The 15,350-nt window shown below is 59.3% G+C and carries 12 protein-coding genes; 5 read left to right on the top strand and 7 right to left on the bottom strand.

The annotated features are described in order from the left end of the window. Positions 1 to 18 precede the first annotated feature (18 nt). Positions 19 to 3,651, top strand: a complete 3,633-nt coding sequence (locus tag CL1_RS04430; RefSeq protein WP_014788690.1) for a carbohydrate-binding protein — start codon at positions 19 to 21, stop codon at positions 3,649 to 3,651. Here the strand turns inward: CL1_RS04430 and CL1_RS04425 are convergent. Genes CL1_RS04425 through CL1_RS04400 form a run of 6 tightly spaced genes read right to left on the bottom strand, consistent with a single transcriptional unit; the run spans position 3,607 to position 9,926 of the window. Beyond that, positions 3,607 to 4,440 (bottom strand): exosortase/archaeosortase family protein, encoded by an 834-nt coding sequence (locus CL1_RS04425; protein ID WP_014788689.1) that lies wholly within the window; start codon positions 4,438 to 4,440, stop codon positions 3,607 to 3,609. The genes CL1_RS04430 and CL1_RS04425 overlap by 45 nt on opposite strands. Continuing rightward, positions 4,427 to 4,981: a hypothetical protein gene (locus CL1_RS04420; RefSeq protein WP_014788688.1), complete on the bottom strand. Its 555-nt coding sequence runs from the start codon at positions 4,979 to 4,981 to the stop codon at positions 4,427 to 4,429. The genes CL1_RS04425 and CL1_RS04420 overlap by 14 nt, the downstream gene beginning before the upstream one ends. Beyond that, positions 4,978 to 6,261 (bottom strand): DUF58 domain-containing protein, encoded by a 1,284-nt coding sequence (locus CL1_RS04415; RefSeq protein ID WP_014788687.1) that lies wholly within the window; start codon positions 6,259 to 6,261, stop codon positions 4,978 to 4,980. Before CL1_RS04415 ends, CL1_RS04420 begins: the two co-directional genes overlap by 4 nt. Then, positions 6,258 to 7,178 carry an AAA family ATPase gene (locus CL1_RS04410; protein WP_014788686.1) on the bottom strand — a complete coding sequence of 307 codons (921 nt, stop codon included), beginning with the start codon at positions 7,176 to 7,178 and terminating at the stop codon, positions 6,258 to 6,260. Before CL1_RS04410 ends, CL1_RS04415 begins: the two co-directional genes overlap by 4 nt. 1 nt (position 7,179) lies before the next feature. After that, positions 7,180 to 8,178, bottom strand: coding sequence for a DUF4350 domain-containing protein (locus tag CL1_RS04405; RefSeq protein ID WP_014788685.1), 999 nt, complete (start codon positions 8,176 to 8,178; stop codon positions 7,180 to 7,182). Beyond that, positions 8,175 to 9,926 carry a DUF4129 domain-containing protein gene (locus CL1_RS04400; RefSeq protein ID WP_148267280.1) on the bottom strand — a complete coding sequence of 584 codons (1,752 nt, stop codon included), beginning with the start codon at positions 9,924 to 9,926 and terminating at the stop codon, positions 8,175 to 8,177. Before CL1_RS04400 ends, CL1_RS04405 begins: the two co-directional genes overlap by 4 nt. A gap of 43 nt (positions 9,927 to 9,969) precedes the next feature. On the opposite strand from CL1_RS04400, the gene CL1_RS04395 reads away from it, so the two are divergent. Both CL1_RS04395 and CL1_RS04390 read left to right on the top strand, forming a co-directional pair. After that, entirely contained in the window at positions 9,970 to 10,689 is a 720-nt protein-coding gene (locus CL1_RS04395) for a hypothetical protein (protein WP_014788683.1), read from the top strand. Beyond that, positions 10,680 to 10,919, top strand: a complete 240-nt coding sequence (locus CL1_RS04390; protein WP_014788682.1) for a hypothetical protein — start codon at positions 10,680 to 10,682, stop codon at positions 10,917 to 10,919. The genes CL1_RS04395 and CL1_RS04390 overlap by 10 nt, the downstream gene beginning before the upstream one ends. Before the next feature lie 3 nt (positions 10,920 to 10,922). Here the strand turns inward: CL1_RS04390 and CL1_RS04385 are convergent, their stop codons facing one another. Then, entirely contained in the window at positions 10,923 to 11,882 is a 960-nt protein-coding gene (locus CL1_RS04385; RefSeq protein ID WP_014788681.1) for an NAD-dependent epimerase/dehydratase family protein, read from the bottom strand. Positions 11,883 to 11,972: 90 nt separating this feature from the next. On the opposite strand from CL1_RS04385, the gene CL1_RS04380 reads away from it, so the two are divergent. Continuing rightward, positions 11,973 to 12,968 (top strand): nucleotidyltransferase family protein, encoded by a 996-nt coding sequence (locus CL1_RS04380; protein ID WP_014788680.1) that lies wholly within the window; start codon positions 11,973 to 11,975, stop codon positions 12,966 to 12,968. Positions 12,969 to 12,977: 9 nt separating this feature from the next. Then, the gene (locus tag CL1_RS04375; RefSeq protein ID WP_014788679.1) at positions 12,978 to 15,347 is read left to right on the top strand and encodes an STT3 domain-containing protein; all 2,370 of its coding nucleotides are present in this window, start codon (positions 12,978 to 12,980) and stop codon (positions 15,345 to 15,347) included. The last annotated feature ends 3 nt before the right edge of the window (positions 15,348 to 15,350 follow it).

Here is a 15,350-nt window from a genome sequence, read left to right as displayed (position 1 = left end):
TCACCCGGGGTGAGTAAAGTGAAGAGGCCTTTAATAATCGCCCTCGTCCTCTTGGCTATCATCTCCCCGGCTCTCCAGAACCCTGCCGTTGCCTACCCCTCCGCGGACGGGAGCCCCTTCGACTGGGTCTACGACAACGTCAAGGCCCTCGACGGACACGACGACCTCTGGTACCGGTACGACGATGGGGACGACCTGGCCGGGAACCTCGTGGCGTTCTACTACTCCGAGAACCCCGACACGATAACCCTGCGCATCGACGTCACCGAGCTTGAAATCGGTGAGGAAGCAAACGCCAACTGGTACGTTCTGATGGACTTTGCAGATGGTGGACAGAACTGGCTCCCGGACAACCTCGTGGACAGCAACGGAAACGGCATCTGGAGCGGAATGGCCTGGGACCTGGCGGTGGCGGTGTACGATTCCAGTAACTACAACGTCTACTTCCCGGACTGGAGCGTCCACAACGACGTCGTCAAGGCGGTCTCCTTAAACGCCGACTACGACTTCATCGAGATCGAGCTGTACAAGGACAGGATACCCAACTTCCCCTCGGGCGGGCAGGTTCACTTCCAGGTGGTCAGTTCCAAGGACTTCTCCAGTCCATACCACGTAACCGATTCGATGCCGGACGATCTCAACTACTACTTCACCAGCGACGATAAGGTTGGAACGGCCAAGGTGGCCTTCGTCCACCACGGCAACCAGCACATCGGCTACACCGACGTGTTCTGCGGCGGCGTTGGGACGGGTTTCGACGAGATACTCAGGACCCACGACGCCTACAAGGTCCCGGTGAACCTCCATCTCAGCGGGGTTCTCCTGGAGAGCCTGCTCTGGAACGACCCCGACTGCGGTGACTTCAACTTCCGGGAGGAGATAAACAAGGGCATCTCCGAGGGCTGGATATCGATCCTGACCTCCGCCTATGGGCAGCACATAATGCCCTTCTTCCCGGCGGATCTGAACGTCAGGAGCCTTGGGAAGGAAAACGAGCTCATATGGCGCCTCTTTGCCTACGATCCGCGCGTGGCCTGGGTGCCCGAGAGGGTGTGGGAGACGGGCCTGAGCGATTCCGACCCCGTGAACGGTGTGAAGAGCGACCCCTGGGAGTACTTCGCCGCCATCGATCCGGCCGACGGGAGGCCCTACGTGGAGGCGGTCATACTCGACGGGAACACCCACGGCTCCAACGCCGGCAATCCCTACAAGGTCTACCGGCTCCCGAACGGCCAGCTCAGGGTGTTCTTCATCGACGACTGGCTCAAGGACAGCATCTACAATCCCGATGAGCGCACCAACATCAAGCGCCATTTCCTTGACTTTGCCCTGAGCTCGGACCAGGAGCAGATCCTCGTCTACGCCGATGACTGGGAGAAGGCCGCTGGAGTTGCCGGCTGGCCGACGGATCCGGAGAACTACCTCTACTTCGTCCGCTACGTCGCCGCCCACCCATGGATACAGGCGGTGAAGCTCGACGACGTCCTGTCCTGGAGCTCCTGGCAGGGCGGGAGGTTCTGGGGCGACGGCGGCGATTACTGGCCAATAGCTGGAACCTACACCGAAATCGGCGGTACGGCTGGCTACGGCGGAACTGGAGACGTGAACGGCGACGGCTCGGCCGAGAGGAACGCCTGGTACAAGGACTGGGCCATCAACTACTACCCCTATAACTGTCCCAAATCTGCCGGCGGGCTGTGGTGGGACGCCTACCAGGAGCTCAAGGCCCTCGAGAACGCTGGGGTGAGCAACAACCTCGTTGAGATGGCCTGGACGACCCTGCTGGCGAACATCTACGAAACCGGCTGGCACGACGGCCTGACCGGTCCCATCAGCGGGTGGGAGAAGGAAATCACCGCCCACGCGAGGCACGCGCTGGTTTACGCCTACGCCGCTTGGTGGCTGAACGATTCCAGCAAGCCCCTCTCCGCCTACTGGAAGAACGTCGATGGGGACAACGATGACGAGGTCGTTATACAGAACGACAGGCTCTACGCGGTCATCGACCCCGTGGGCGGCCGCATTGGCTGGCTCTTCGACTCCTCTGGGAACGTTGTCATCGGGAACTCGATGGCCCTGTGGAGCGGGACGGAGGGCGACTACAACGATGGAAACCACGTGTGGGCCCTCAGCGACGCCTACGACGGCGGAACCTACGAGAACGACTACTACCAGCTGGAGATACTGGAGGACGGCTCCGACGGCAGGGTCGTGGTCGTGGCGAGGCACCCCAGCGGGTTCTACAAGGTCATCAACCTCGAAGAGGGCTGGCCTTACCTCGAGATCACCTACCGCAACGTCGGCGGGAGAACCTACGTCAAGACCGGCTTCTCCCCGGGCATCTCCGACATGCTCCTCAGCGGAAAGGCCAACGTCGGAAGAACCTGGCTCTACTCCGGTGCCGTCGCCGGCTACTACAACTCCGTGACCGACACCCTCGGGGCGTACGTGATTCCAGCTCCCGCGTCCTTCAACAGGGGCGAGGACTGGAGAACCCTGGCCGTTGTGGACGAGATAAGCTTTGACTCCGACGCCAGGTTCTACCTCTTCGCCGGCCCCTGGAACGCTTCACTCTTCGGGAAGCTCCTCAGCTCGCCCCTCTCCGGAAGCTTCTGGACCGCTCCGGCGGTTCCTTCGGCGGGAGAGAGCGTGACGGTTTACTACAACGCCACCGGCGGCCCCCTTGAAGGTGCCTCTTCAATTGCCCTCCACTGGGGCCATGATGGCTGGCTCGACGCTTCCGATGTCCAGATGACGTACGAGAACGGGCTCTGGAAGGCGATCCTCCAGACCGATCCCGGCTGGGGCTCCATCGAGCTGGCCTTCACCGACGGCTCTCACTGGGACGACAACGGCGGAAGAAGCTATCGCGTTTACCTGGCACCTGATGCTCCGGCGGGGATTTCGGACGTCCTGACCGGCGACGAGGTGGGCTGGTCGTCGGACCTCCCGGCCCCCAACACGGGCGAGATAATCAACGGAGAGTACGCCTGGCACGACGCCTCCGCGGACGTTCATGCCACCGAGAACTACCCCCTCCCGGCTTCCAACTACGACCTGGAGAGCGTCCGCGTCAGGGCCGATGGGGAGTACCTCTACATCTCCATAAAACTGGCAAACCTGACGGGTGTGGGTCTCTTCGGCTCTCCCGTCATAGAGGTTCTCCTCAACACCGGAACCGGCGCCAACACCACGGTGCCCCTCTCCGGCGGCCTCTCCTACTCGCCGGGCTGGGACTACGCACTGGTGCTCGATCTCTCCCGGCCGAACCTTCCCAGCGACAGGCTCCTCGGTTCGCCTGCGGTTCTTCTCTACGACTCGTCTTTCGGGGAAGTTTCCGGTGACTATTACGCCGTGGTCTCAACCGTGAACGACGTGGTTCAGGTGGCCGTTCCGAGGGCCCTGCTGGGGGACGCCTCCAGCATCGGCATCAACGTCTTGGTGCTCATCGGGGACGGCAAGGGTGGCACCGTGGATCCTGGCTCGCCGAAGGTCGTCGATCTGATGTCTCCCCTTGACACGGACGGTGAGCTGGCGGACGGCTCGATTGACTACTCCCAGCCCCTGGACGTGACGGCGGTTCCCTTCTTCGGGAGCGCGCTGGGTTTAGTTGTTCTCCTCGGCTTCCTGTGGCTCTTCCGCAGGGGCTGAGGTTTTTCCCTTTTTCTTCAGCACCCACCACCAGTAGGCAAAGACGTAGACTATGAACATCAGGTCTCCCAGGTGGGAGTGGAAGAGCTCGAGAAAGGAGATCCCGCTGTGGTAGCCTATGACGAGCAGGGTAAATATCCTCACCGCGTTGAGGGGTATTATCCCGAGGGCGCCGAGGAGAAGGAGTGCCGCCTCCCTTCCCCTGGACTTTCGGAGATAAATCAGGAGGAGCGAGGCCAGGAGGTAGAGAACGAACGCGTCCAGTCCGGAGCAGCCGGAGCCTATTATGACAACGCTGTTCCTGATCACCGCCACGTTGCCGTTCATGGTTATGGGGACGTCGAAGAGGTATATCAGCCCTCTGACGAGATGGGAGGTCGCATCAACGAAGATGTCGCTCGTTCTGGCCACCATGGCGTCAACAAAGTCGCTCCTTGAACTCATCGCCAGAAGCGCCTCGGCGGCGGCTATCAAATTCGGACCCACCGTGCTCCTGGGTCTGAATAGCACCAGCGAGGTTCCTACAAGGACAAATGCCTGAAACGTGGCGGGGCTTGGGTACTCTCCAAATCTGACCAGGAGGAACACGGGGGAGGCCACTATTAGGAGCACTCCCGTGATCGTTGAGGCGCTCAGGTTAATTGGTTTCTTTTCCAGTCTTTCCCTCGAAAACGCCACCACCATGGCATAGAGGAGGCCGAAGTAGAGTATCGGGGGACTGCGGTAGATGACGAACAGCGCCCCCGTGAGTGCGAGGGAGAAGATCAGAAAGCCCTCACTTCTCCTCACGCAGGCCCACCTCGATGAACTCCACGTCGTTCCTCTCCGCCGCCAGGAGGAACGCTATCCCGAGACCAATTATGACGAATGACTGAACGACGGGATCGGAGAGCTTTTCCCTCAGCAGGTACAGGAAGCCCGCGGATCCGGCGAGCCAGGCGATGAGGTAGAGGGAGGTCCTCCCAAAGCGGGACCATGCCGAGTACATCACCGCGCCGACCATCGCGGGAACGAGGAGTAGATCGCTGACCGCCGAGGCGAGGAGGAGCGCTGTTGCTACGAGCCTGTCCCTTCCGAGGTTCACCCCTCCCAGCACCTCGTCGAGGAGCAGGAACGTTGATGCCGACGTCAGGACGGCCGTTTTAAGGCCGGCCCACTCGTATATCGAACCGCCCTTAACGGTGAGGGCAAGGGCGAGGGCGTAGGCGTAGAACGCCACGAGCGAGGCGTTTCGTCCCCTCGCCCTCAGGAGGTACGGGACGGCGGCCAGGACGAAGACCGGGTTCTTGAGCGCTATGCCAGCCAGAAGGGGAGCCACCAGTCCCATCATAGCCTCTTCACCACCCTCGGGAGCAGGTCTCTCGGACCGACCTCGATGACCTTGATCCAGCCGGAGACCTTTCTCGCCAGCATCTTTCTCTCGCGGTAGGCTTTGTAGGCCGCCTCGAGGGTCTTCTCGTCAATGGAAGAGCGGTCGATGAAGAGAACCGGGTTGGGGTAGAGAAGTACCGCCTGGGAGCCCCTCCTGGCCAGCACCCTCGCGGCCTTGACTATCTCCATCGGGTGGAGCCCGAGGTCGTCTATTATGATGACGTACGAGCCGGTTCCGGGCTTCATCGCAGCCTTGAGCACTCCTGAGCCCTCCGAACCGCTCCTGATTTTTCGGACTATCCTCCCGAGCGCTGATTCCCCCGCGAGCCGGGAGGGTCGGAGGGGCGGAAGTCCCTCCTCCCCCTTCAGCCCGAGCTCCTCCAGAACCGCTAGGGGGTCGCTGGAGTGCCCCACGAACCTCACTATGCCGGAGTCGTCGTAGGCCACCACCCTCACAGCGTGGCCGAACCTCCTGAAGTAGGCGATGAGCTGAGCCAGTATGAGCACCAGGTAGTCCACCTTGCCGGTGCGCATCTCCCTCCTGAACTTCCCGTCCACGTTTATCAGCACGTAGACGTCCGCCAGCGTTTCCCTCCTGAACACCCTGACCACGACCTCCTGGAGTCTTGAGGTGGCCTTCCAGTCTATCCTGGTTATGTCGTCCCCGGGCAGGAACTCCCTGAGCTCCTCGAACTCGAGGGTCTCGGCACCTATCCCCAGGGCCTTCTCGGTTTCGGAGAGGGCACTGATCTGGCGCCTCTCCCTCATTGCCTCCCTTATGCCCAGCGGTGACGGGAAGACGGTAACCTCGTCCCTTCCCTCCACGGGGAAGGTTTTCCTGAAGAGCCCCAGCCCGTCCTCGAAGACCGCCTCCGCCCTGAGTTTCACGCGGCCCTTCGAGAGGGGTATGAGGGTCTGCTCGAGGCGCTTTTTCTCGAGCGGATCTATTTCGACCGTCAGCTCCCTCGCAAAGACCTTCCCTGAGGTCTCCCGTATCCTCACCCTCCCGTCCAGGGGGGCCAGGTTCTCCACGGTGAGGGAAGTCTTGACCGGCTCCCTCTCCGTTCCCCTCTCCGGCACCTCTCTACTGACCCTCAGGCTGGGGCGGAAGCCGGTCCTGGCCATCGAGTAGTGGGCCATCACCGCCGCTCCCACCAGGGCAACGGAGGGGTTCCCCAGGAGGTAGGCCGCGGCTGAAACGACCCCCGCGAGGGACAGCAGGATCTCGGCGCGCTTCATTCCGTCGGCACCTCTACCCTCTCAAGGACGTCCCTCACTATGCCCTTTCCATCTACGCCCTCGACCTCGTACTCGGGCTTCACCACTATCCTGTGGGCTATCACCGGGACGGCAAGCCACTTCACGTCGTCTGGGATCACATAGCTCCTGCCCTCCAGGTAGGCCTTGACCTTCGAGGCATAAAGAAGGTGCTCACCAGCCCTGGGGGAGGCGCCCAGGATAACCCTCTCGTCCAGCCTGGTTTCCTTCACTATCTCGTAGATGTAGTCGATGATGGCATCGCTCACCCTGACTGCGAGGGCCTCCCTCTTGGCGCCCGCTATCTCGCTGCCCAGGACGACCTGCTGGGCCTCTGTGAACTGGCCGAGGCTCTTTCTCCGGAGCATCGCCTTTTCACTCTCCTCCGGGAGGTACGTCATGTCTACCTTCATCATGAAACGGTCCATCTGGGCGGTCGGGAGCTCGTAGACGCCCTCCATCTCGACTGGATTGCGGGTGGCCAGAACTATGAAGGGTTCGGGCAGCTTGAGGGGCAGGCCATCTATCGTTACCTGCCTCTCCTCCATCGCCTCCAGCAGTGCCGACTGGGTCTTGGGTGAGGCCCTGTTTATCTCGTCCACCAGGACCACGTTGGCGAATATCGGCCCCTTCCTCAGCTTGAACTGCCCGGAGCGCATGTCGTAGAAGGTGTGGCCGAGTATATCGGCTGGAAGCAGGTCTGGAGTCATCTGTATCCTGGAGAACTTCAGTCCGAGGGTGTTGGCAAAGTTCTTGCTCAGGGTTGTCTTGGCTATCCCAGGAACACCCTCCAGGAGCACGTGTCCGTTGGCTATCAGGGCTATCGTCATCAGCTCGACTATCTCGTCCATTCCCACGATGGCCTTTCCGACCTCTCCCTTTATCTTCTCCAGTATCATATCAACCACCCATTCTCCTCAGCATTTCCAGTACTTCTCCCTCGTCCCAGCCCCGCTCCTTGGCGAGGGCCAGGGCGAGTTCCTCAGTGCCCACTTTCCGCCCAAAGAAGCGCGAGAGGAGCCTGTGGATAAGCCTTCCAAGCGCGCTGAACAGTCCCAGCTCTCTCGCGAGAAGGAGCGTCGCTACTGCCAGTATCAGCTCTCCCGCCCTGTCCTTTGGCAGGACACGCGTCACCGTGACGGTTCCAACCGTGTAGAGGCTGAAGTCCGGGTGGTGGGCCTCGTCGAAGTAGAAGGTTCCCCCACCGAGGTAGTCCACGAGGTTGCGCAGGAACTGCTCGTTATCCCTGAACTGCATGTTGGCGAGAACGTCGGGGTCTGAGAGCACGATGACCCTGCCCTTCCCGTAGGGCACCTCGGCCATTATCGGGAACATTCTCCTGTGCAGGTTTATCATTGCGACCCTGCTGGCGTAGGCTTCTCCCTCTCTGGCCACTATTATTCCGGAGGGCTCGTTGGTGACGATCCTGCTCACGTTCCTGGCAAGAAGGGGGTTCTCTATTCTGACAGCGACGATGAGCCTGTCATCGGTCTCGTAGAAGAAGTCCCTGAGGGGGTACTCGGATATTCCAACCGGCAGCTTGAGGGCGCGGAGGATATCGTTCCCCGTTCCGAAGTCGTCCGCTATAAGGACGGTGTTGCCCCTCTCGAGGAACGCCCTTATCTGTGCCACCTCCGCGTCGGTGAACGTCATGTTGGGTCCGATTATGAGGAGCACACCGCTTTTCTCGCTGATGTTGGCGATGTCAAAGGACTCGAAGATCGGGACGATTTCCCTGCCCATGGAACCGGCCAGCCTCGCGAACTTGGAAGTCCCGTCCCAGTTCCAGTTGAAGATACTGTACTGGGTCGAGCTTTTGAAGAGGGGCACGGTTATGGGCATCGTGATGAGGGCGAAGAGCAGAAGGAGGAGTGTGAGGTACTTGACCGTCCTGTTCATCTCTCAAGCCCCCTCACGAGCCTCTCGATGTTTTCCCTGAACTCCACCAGCTCCTCCCCGCTCAGGGGCAATTCACCGTAGACCGCCTTCTCGTGCAATAGCGTCACCCTCTCCAGCTCCGGGTAGAGTTCCCACCCGCCGAGAGCCCTCAGCACCTCCCTCGGAGTGAGGTTCTCCCCCACGCCGAGCCTCTCCGCCAGCAGTTTCCTCAGCAGGGTGTACGCTTCACCGACGTCCTCCGGCACCTCGATCCACTCTTCCACCGTCACTGGCGCTCTCCTAGAGGGGATTTCCTCCGGTCCCTCCGGGGAGGGCGCCTTTCCTTCCCCGCGCCTCCTCAGCACCGCCGTCCCGGCCACCAGCAGGATCCCAAGAACCGCTATCGCGGCGTACCTGGGCCACGCGCTCTCCGGGGGAACCACGCTGAGGATAACCGTGTTCGACTCGGCCTCGCCGTACCTCAAGCTGCCCGGGAATTTGACGTAAACCTCGAACTCTCCCGGGAGATCTGGCTTCAGTGTGAACGTGAAATTGCCGTCCAGGGACTCTATTCGGGAGTGCTCCGTCCCGTTCACGTACACCACCAGCGTGGCCGGTATTTTCGGTTCGAGGGTTCCCCTAAAGGTGGCCGTTTTCCCCAGTGTGATTTTTGATGGACCGGTCAGGGTTATGGAAACTGGATACTTTGAGAACACGATCCGTACCTTCTTTGACGTCCCCTCGTGCTCTTCATCTCCCGCGAACCTGAGGAGGACTGTGAACTCTCCAGCCGTGGGCGAGAAGTACTCCCTGGAGAAGCCACCGTCCGGGCCTGTTTTCAGTGTCTCGTTTCCCACCTTTATCTCCCTGCCCCCCAGGTACTCGCCGTAGTAGTCCACGAGCCTTCCGGAGAGCGTGACGGTATGGTTGATGAGCGAGCTGTAAACATCATCGACGATGAACCTCGTCGGGATCTTCCTCACCCTTACCTCCACGGTGTTCGAGCTGTTTCCCCCCTGGGTTGCGTGTATCCTGTACGTTCCAATCTCGCTGAATCGGTAGCTCTTTGAGAAGAACCCGTTCGAGGGTGTCACAGGTAGCAGCACAGTGGAGTTCCCGCCCTCTATCACTATCGTTACGGTGTCGTTGCCGGGACAGGAGCCGAATATCGTGATGGTCTGGTGGAGTATAGGTTCGTCGGTCGAGACGCCTATCAGGAAACCCCCACCCGGTGGGGCGGAGGAGGCGAGGTTTCTTATCTTCTCCAGCTCCTTCCTGACGCCCTTCGTGTTGAAGGTGAGGACCTTCGTTCCGTTGCGGAGCTTCAGCAGGTCTATGGCGTTGAGCTCTTTCTCCATGTCGTCCACTGTTCCCAGGATCCCTGCGGCGAGCTCGGGGGAGGGGTTCCTGTGGAACTCAAGGGTGAGCCGGGTCAGGACTAGGAGGTCCTGGGCGAACTCGTGGAATGGAGGTATCACGACCATTACCGTCGAGTTCACTCCCCTTTCCCGGTAATACAGGCTCTCCTGGTTTATGAGCTCAAGCTCGTTGAGGGTCAGGTTGGCCAGCTTTAGGCCGTAGCTCTCGTTAAGGAGGGCGTACTTGAGGGAGTACTCAAACCTGATGAGGACCTTCGAGAAGTAGTTGTACAAAAAAACGTCTCGCTGAACCGGTTCTGACACGGCCGTTCCAGCCGCAGGGGGGAGGGAGCCTATGATTAGAATAAGGATTATTAAAAGTGGAACCCTCCTCATCGCTATCACACCCATAAGGCATAAAAACCTTTTAAGTTTATTCATCGAAGGTGTTAAAATGGGACGCCTCGCCGGGAGTGTTCTGACAATAACTGGGATCGTGCTGTGGTACTACGGGGGTACCTCAGGAAGCACGGGCGTTGTTAATCTTGGCCTCGGTGCCATAGTGCTCGGCCTGGTTCTCGCAGCACTGCCCCTCGGGGACAGGGTGGACAAGGAGGCCCTTCTTCTGGCCGTTGAGCCCTCCTGTGCTTTCCTGGAAAACCTCCGGCGCGGTTTGAATCTAACGGGCTCCCCCGTGGTGATCCCGCCCTACGAAAACCTGCCCTCCGGCGGCGTGTTCCTCCCGAGCACCGACGACTTCCGCCTCCCCCTTGGAAGGCTCGATGGTGAGAGCGTTTTCGTGACCGGCCCGGAGGCGGAAAGCGGCCTGCTAGTAAGCCCTCCCCCTGGCTGGGGAATATTGGAGTACACAATCGAGAACGTGGGCGAGCTTTCTGGGACTGGAGTTGGCTATGCCTCCTCAGCAGTCTCCTCCGTCCTGAGCGCCCTGGGGCTCGGTTCGGCGGAGGCCTTTGAGAGGGAGGACGGGACGATAGAGGTTTTCGTCAAGCCACTGTGTGACGGTTCCGTTCACGCCGACCCTGCCGTTTCGGCGGTTCTCCTGGGAATAGCCATCGGCACGGGTGAACTTCTCAGGATCCGCTCGGTTGAGAGAAAGAACGAGCACGTGAAGGTAACCCTAGAGCGCCTCGGTGGGATAGAAAAATGGCTATGAGGGAGAACGTCCTCCTGTTCCTCGCTGTCTGGATAGTCCTCTCGGCCCTCCTCAGCCCTTCGACTGAGATATTCCTCACCGTTGCCCTCATCGGCATTCTGATAACCCTTGAGATAGGCGCGTTCTACCTGCCGAGGGACGTCAAGGACTCGCTGAAGTTCTCCGCTTACCTGCTCCTTCTAGCTTTCGCCTTCATCGTGGCGAGAAAGGTGTACGAGGTCATAAAGTGAAATTCAGCCTGGGAGTGAGGCGAGAAGCTCCCTCACGGTCCTCCTCACGGCCCAGTAGCTGTCAAGCTTTGGCCTCCAGCCTGTTTTCTTTGCCTTCTCTATGCTCAGGCGCATGAACTTGACGTCGCCCTTCCAGCCGCGGCCGCCGTCGACGCCGCCGGTGAAGCGGAACCTCGGATTAAGGTTCATCTCCTCGCTCACTATCTTGGCTATCTCCGTCACCGTTATCCAGTCGTCGTTGCCGAGGTTGTAGAAGTCCACCCTTTGGGTTCCTTTCCTGAAGTGCTCAAAGATCTTGAGCATTCCATCAACCGTATCGCTCACGTGGAGGTAGCTCTTCCTCTGCGTCCCGTCGCCGAGTATTTCCAGCTCCTCCGGGTTCTTCCTGAGCTTGTTTATGAAGTCGTAGATTACCCCGTGGTTGGAGCGCTCGCCTATGATGTTAGCCAGGCGGAATATCAGAGCTTTGAACCCGAAGGTATGGGCGTACCCGCTGATTAAAGCTTCTGACGCCAGCTTGGCACCGCCGTAGACGCTTATCGGCTCGAGAGGGGCGTAGTCCTCGGGCGTTGGAATCACGGGCGCGTCGCCGTAGACCGTCGATGAGCTCGTGAAGACGAGGTATTCGGCCTTTGAGTCCCTCATCGCGTTGAGCAGGTTGTATGTTATGAGCACGTTGGTCTCGTAGAGGAGCTCCGGGCTCTGGGAGCCTATTCTAACCTCGGGGTTGGCGGCGAGGTGGAAGATGGCATCGACGCCTTCAACCGTCTCCTCAACGATCTTCGGGTCCCTCATGTCCCCCTCGATGAACTCGAAGCGTTCTTTGCCCAGCCAGCGCCTTACGTTGTCCAGGCTTCCCGCGCTGAGGTCGTCGAGAACCCTGACCTCCCAGCCAAGCTCCATCAGCCTGTCCACCAGGTGAGAGCCTATGAACCCGGCACCTCCCGTTACCAGGACTTTCATTCGTACCACCGCCGATGATGAGACAAAATTATTTAAATACGTTTGGACTCAATCTGTGACGGCTTTGATGACCTTGCAGTGGTGGTGTCAATGAAGATCCTCATAATGGCGGGCGGCTACGCCACCAGACTCTGGCCCATAACCAAGGACAACCCCAAGGCCCTCCTGCCCGTCGGTAACAGGGTCATACTGGACTACATACTGGAGAAGGTGGAGGAGCTTGGACTCGAGACCTACATCTCCACGAACCGCTTCTTCGAGGCTCACTTCCGCCCCTACGCGGAGGAGCGGGGGGTTGAGCTCATCGTCGAGGACACCCTCCACGAGGAGGAGAAGCTCGGCACGATCGGGGCCATGAAGAAGGCCGTCGATGAGCTGGGCCTTGACGACTACCTCGTCATCGCCGGTGACAACCTCTTCTCCTTCTCCCTGGAGGACTTTCTCAGGGCCTACGATGGCAGGACGCTGATAGCGGTCTACGACGTCGGTGACCTCAACCTGGCCAAGCGCTACGGCGTGGTGGTCCTGGAGGGGGACAGGGTAATCTCCTTTGAAGAGAAGCCGGCCCAGCCGCGCTCGACTCTCATAAGCACCGGCGTCTACGTGTTCCCGAAGGCTGTTATGGAGCGCATCGACGAGTACCTCTCCAACGGCAACCGCGATTCCCCCGGCTACTTCCTTCAGTGGCTCTTGGAGAGGGGCGAGCCGATAAAGGCATACCGCTTCTCCGAGTACTGGTATGACATAGGTTCAGCCGACAGCTACCTGGAGGCCCTCAAGACCCTGCTACGCGAGAGCCACGTCGAGGAGATCCAGATAAGCCCCTACGCCAAGATAATCCCGCCGGTCGTCATAAAGCGCGGTGCGAAAATACTCGGCCGTTCCATAATTGGTCCCTACGCATACATAGGCGAGAACTGCGTCATTGAGAACTCCGACGTTAGCGACTCCATAATCTTCAGGAACACCGTTATCAAAAACTCCACCATCTGGCGCTCTATAATAGACGAGAGGTGCGAGATAAGGAACCTCGAGCTGAGGAAGAGCCTCGTCGGCGGGCACGCGAAGATACAGAGGGGAGAGTGAGGGAGGTAAATGGAGCCTGCTGGGATCCGGGAAAAATTGGAGGGGGCATACCGCTTACTTCTCAGGCCGAGGTGCGCTATTCTGGCGCTAGTCTTCCTGGCCTCCGTGATTAGGCTCCTTCCAATGCGCTTCAAGTACCTCCTCGGTTACGATCCATATTTTCATCTCGCGTATATTCGCTACGCGCTGGAGAAAGGGGAATGGGTGAACTTCTTTCCCTACGCCACCGGCCCGTGGGGCTACCAGATAAGCCGTTTCCATCCCCTCGGTCTCTGGATGACGCCCGCATACTTCTATAAGCTCCTCTCCCCGCTGGGCGTTTCCCTTTATAATGCGTTCAGAATAACACCTGTGGTATTCGGCGTCCTCACCGTACTGTTTACTTACCTGGCCGTTCTAAAGCTCTACGGCAAAAGGGAAGCCTTTCTCTCGGCGTTTCTTCTGGCGGTGAGCTTCGGCCACGTCTTCCGCTCGATGGCCGGCTACTACAGGGGCGACAACTACATGCTCTTCTGGTACGGCTTTGCCCTCCTCAGCATGGCCCTGGCGCTCTCCAGGAAATCCCCCTCGTGGAGGTACAAGCGGTTGGTCTTCTACCTCCTTCCCGGAGTTTTCGCCGGCCTTTCCGCGGCCTTCTGGCAGGCTTACTACCCCATATTCGCCTTTGTTACCGCCAACGCCCTCTTCCTCGCCGTGGGTGCGTTCCTCCTCAGGAGGGACAGGTACATCGTCGATTCCCTGGCCATCCTGACCTCCCTGGCATTTGGTGCCATCCTGGCCAACTCAATAGGCCTCCACCTCGGGTACGGCATGGTGGGCGCCACCCACTGGCTCGGGAGAAAGCTGGCCGAGGAGCTCGGGGTTCAGTTCGGCTTCATCAAGGACCTGTTCCTTCTCCTGTACCTCAAGTACACCATTCCTCTCTCGATGGCGACTGTCGGTGCCTTAGCTGTCCTTTCCAGGCTCGTTCGCGATGAGAAGTTGAGGGTACTGATGGTCGCGATTGGGGTTGTCGCCGCGTTCTGGCTGGTTTTCAGGTACTATGGCATCGTAAACGATGCTCTCCTTCGTATCTTCCCAGAAAGTCCAATAGCTGAAACACAGAGGACTTCTTTCGGCGACTGGTGGAAGGCGTATGGCATAACCGGGTTGTTTATCCCCCTGTTTTTCTTCCGCTTCCTGAAAAGACCGGGGGTAGGTGACTTCCTGCTTCTTGGGACAGTGGTGGTTATGTTACCAATGGCGGTCATCTGGACGAGGTTCCTGTTTATAGCTTCCCTCGCCGTTGCGATAATGTCGGGCATCGGTCTGGTGGCTTTCCACGATACCCTGCTCTCCTGGAATAAAAAATGTGCCGGAAGCGGGCGCAGGTGGTTATCCCTGCTCACCTCGGCCCTCTTGCTCGGCGTCTCGCTCTTTTCTGCATACTATGGCTTCAGCGCAACATGGGGAGTTCATCCCATTGTAAATGAGGGATGGGATAATGCTTTGATGTATCTGGGGGAGCACTCAAACATAAACGACGTCGTCCTGACCTGGTGGGATCAGGGGCACTGGGTAACGTACTTCGCGAGGAGGGCCCCTGTTGCTCAGGGCGGGCCCAGCGGATGGGTGGCCCGGTACTACCTCGGTCTCAATGGGGAAAACGACCTGATGAAGCTCGGCGTCGATTACGTCATCGTCTCCTACGATACTCTGATGAAGTTTGGGGCGGTTATGGAGACTGCTGGGGTGGATCCGGACGGGTATGGCCTCGTGGTGCTCCACAGGGTGCCCTCCAGTGGTGCGGTCCTCGTTTTTTCCAACGGGCCATACTCCATAATGGCCGTCCCGGGGAAGGAGTGGGACGTCAAGGTGAACATCAACGGGCGCTTCCTGCTGCCTTCAAGGGTCTTCGTTGAGAGCGGTGCAGAGGTTAATGAGGTGACGACCTCCGGCCGTCCCACAGCCGACGCCTACGTTTACATCAACCTCAACTACGGCTACGCCGTGCTGATGAACGGAAAAGCGTTCAACACGACCCTCGCCAGGCTGATGTTCACGGACGAGCACCCAGAGGATTACTTCCTCCTGTACTCCGACGGCGGCTACGTGAAGATTTTCCAGTTCAAGCATCCTAACGTCGTTGTAAGGACAGAAAACGGCTCCATTGTTCTCAGGTTCACCAATACTACCGGAACGGCCTTAGGAATTTATGGCTTCCTGGATAACGGAACGCTCGTGTTCAGGAAGTGGTATAGCGTTGGTGGAAAGGATGCGTTCGTGCTCCCAGCTGACATCAACGGGAGCGTCGTCATTCGCTACACCTACGTCCAAGGGAAGACAGTGCTGGATAGGGGAGTTTTTAGGGTGGAAGACGTTGTCCCAGCTCGCGGCTAAACT

It is taken from the genome of Thermococcus cleftensis, from assembly GCF_000265525.1.
GTDB classification, from domain to species: domain Archaea; phylum Methanobacteriota_B; class Thermococci; order Thermococcales; family Thermococcaceae; genus Thermococcus; species Thermococcus cleftensis.
Note: the sequence above shows the minus strand (reverse complement) of the source record. Positions and strands in the feature narration are given on the sequence as shown.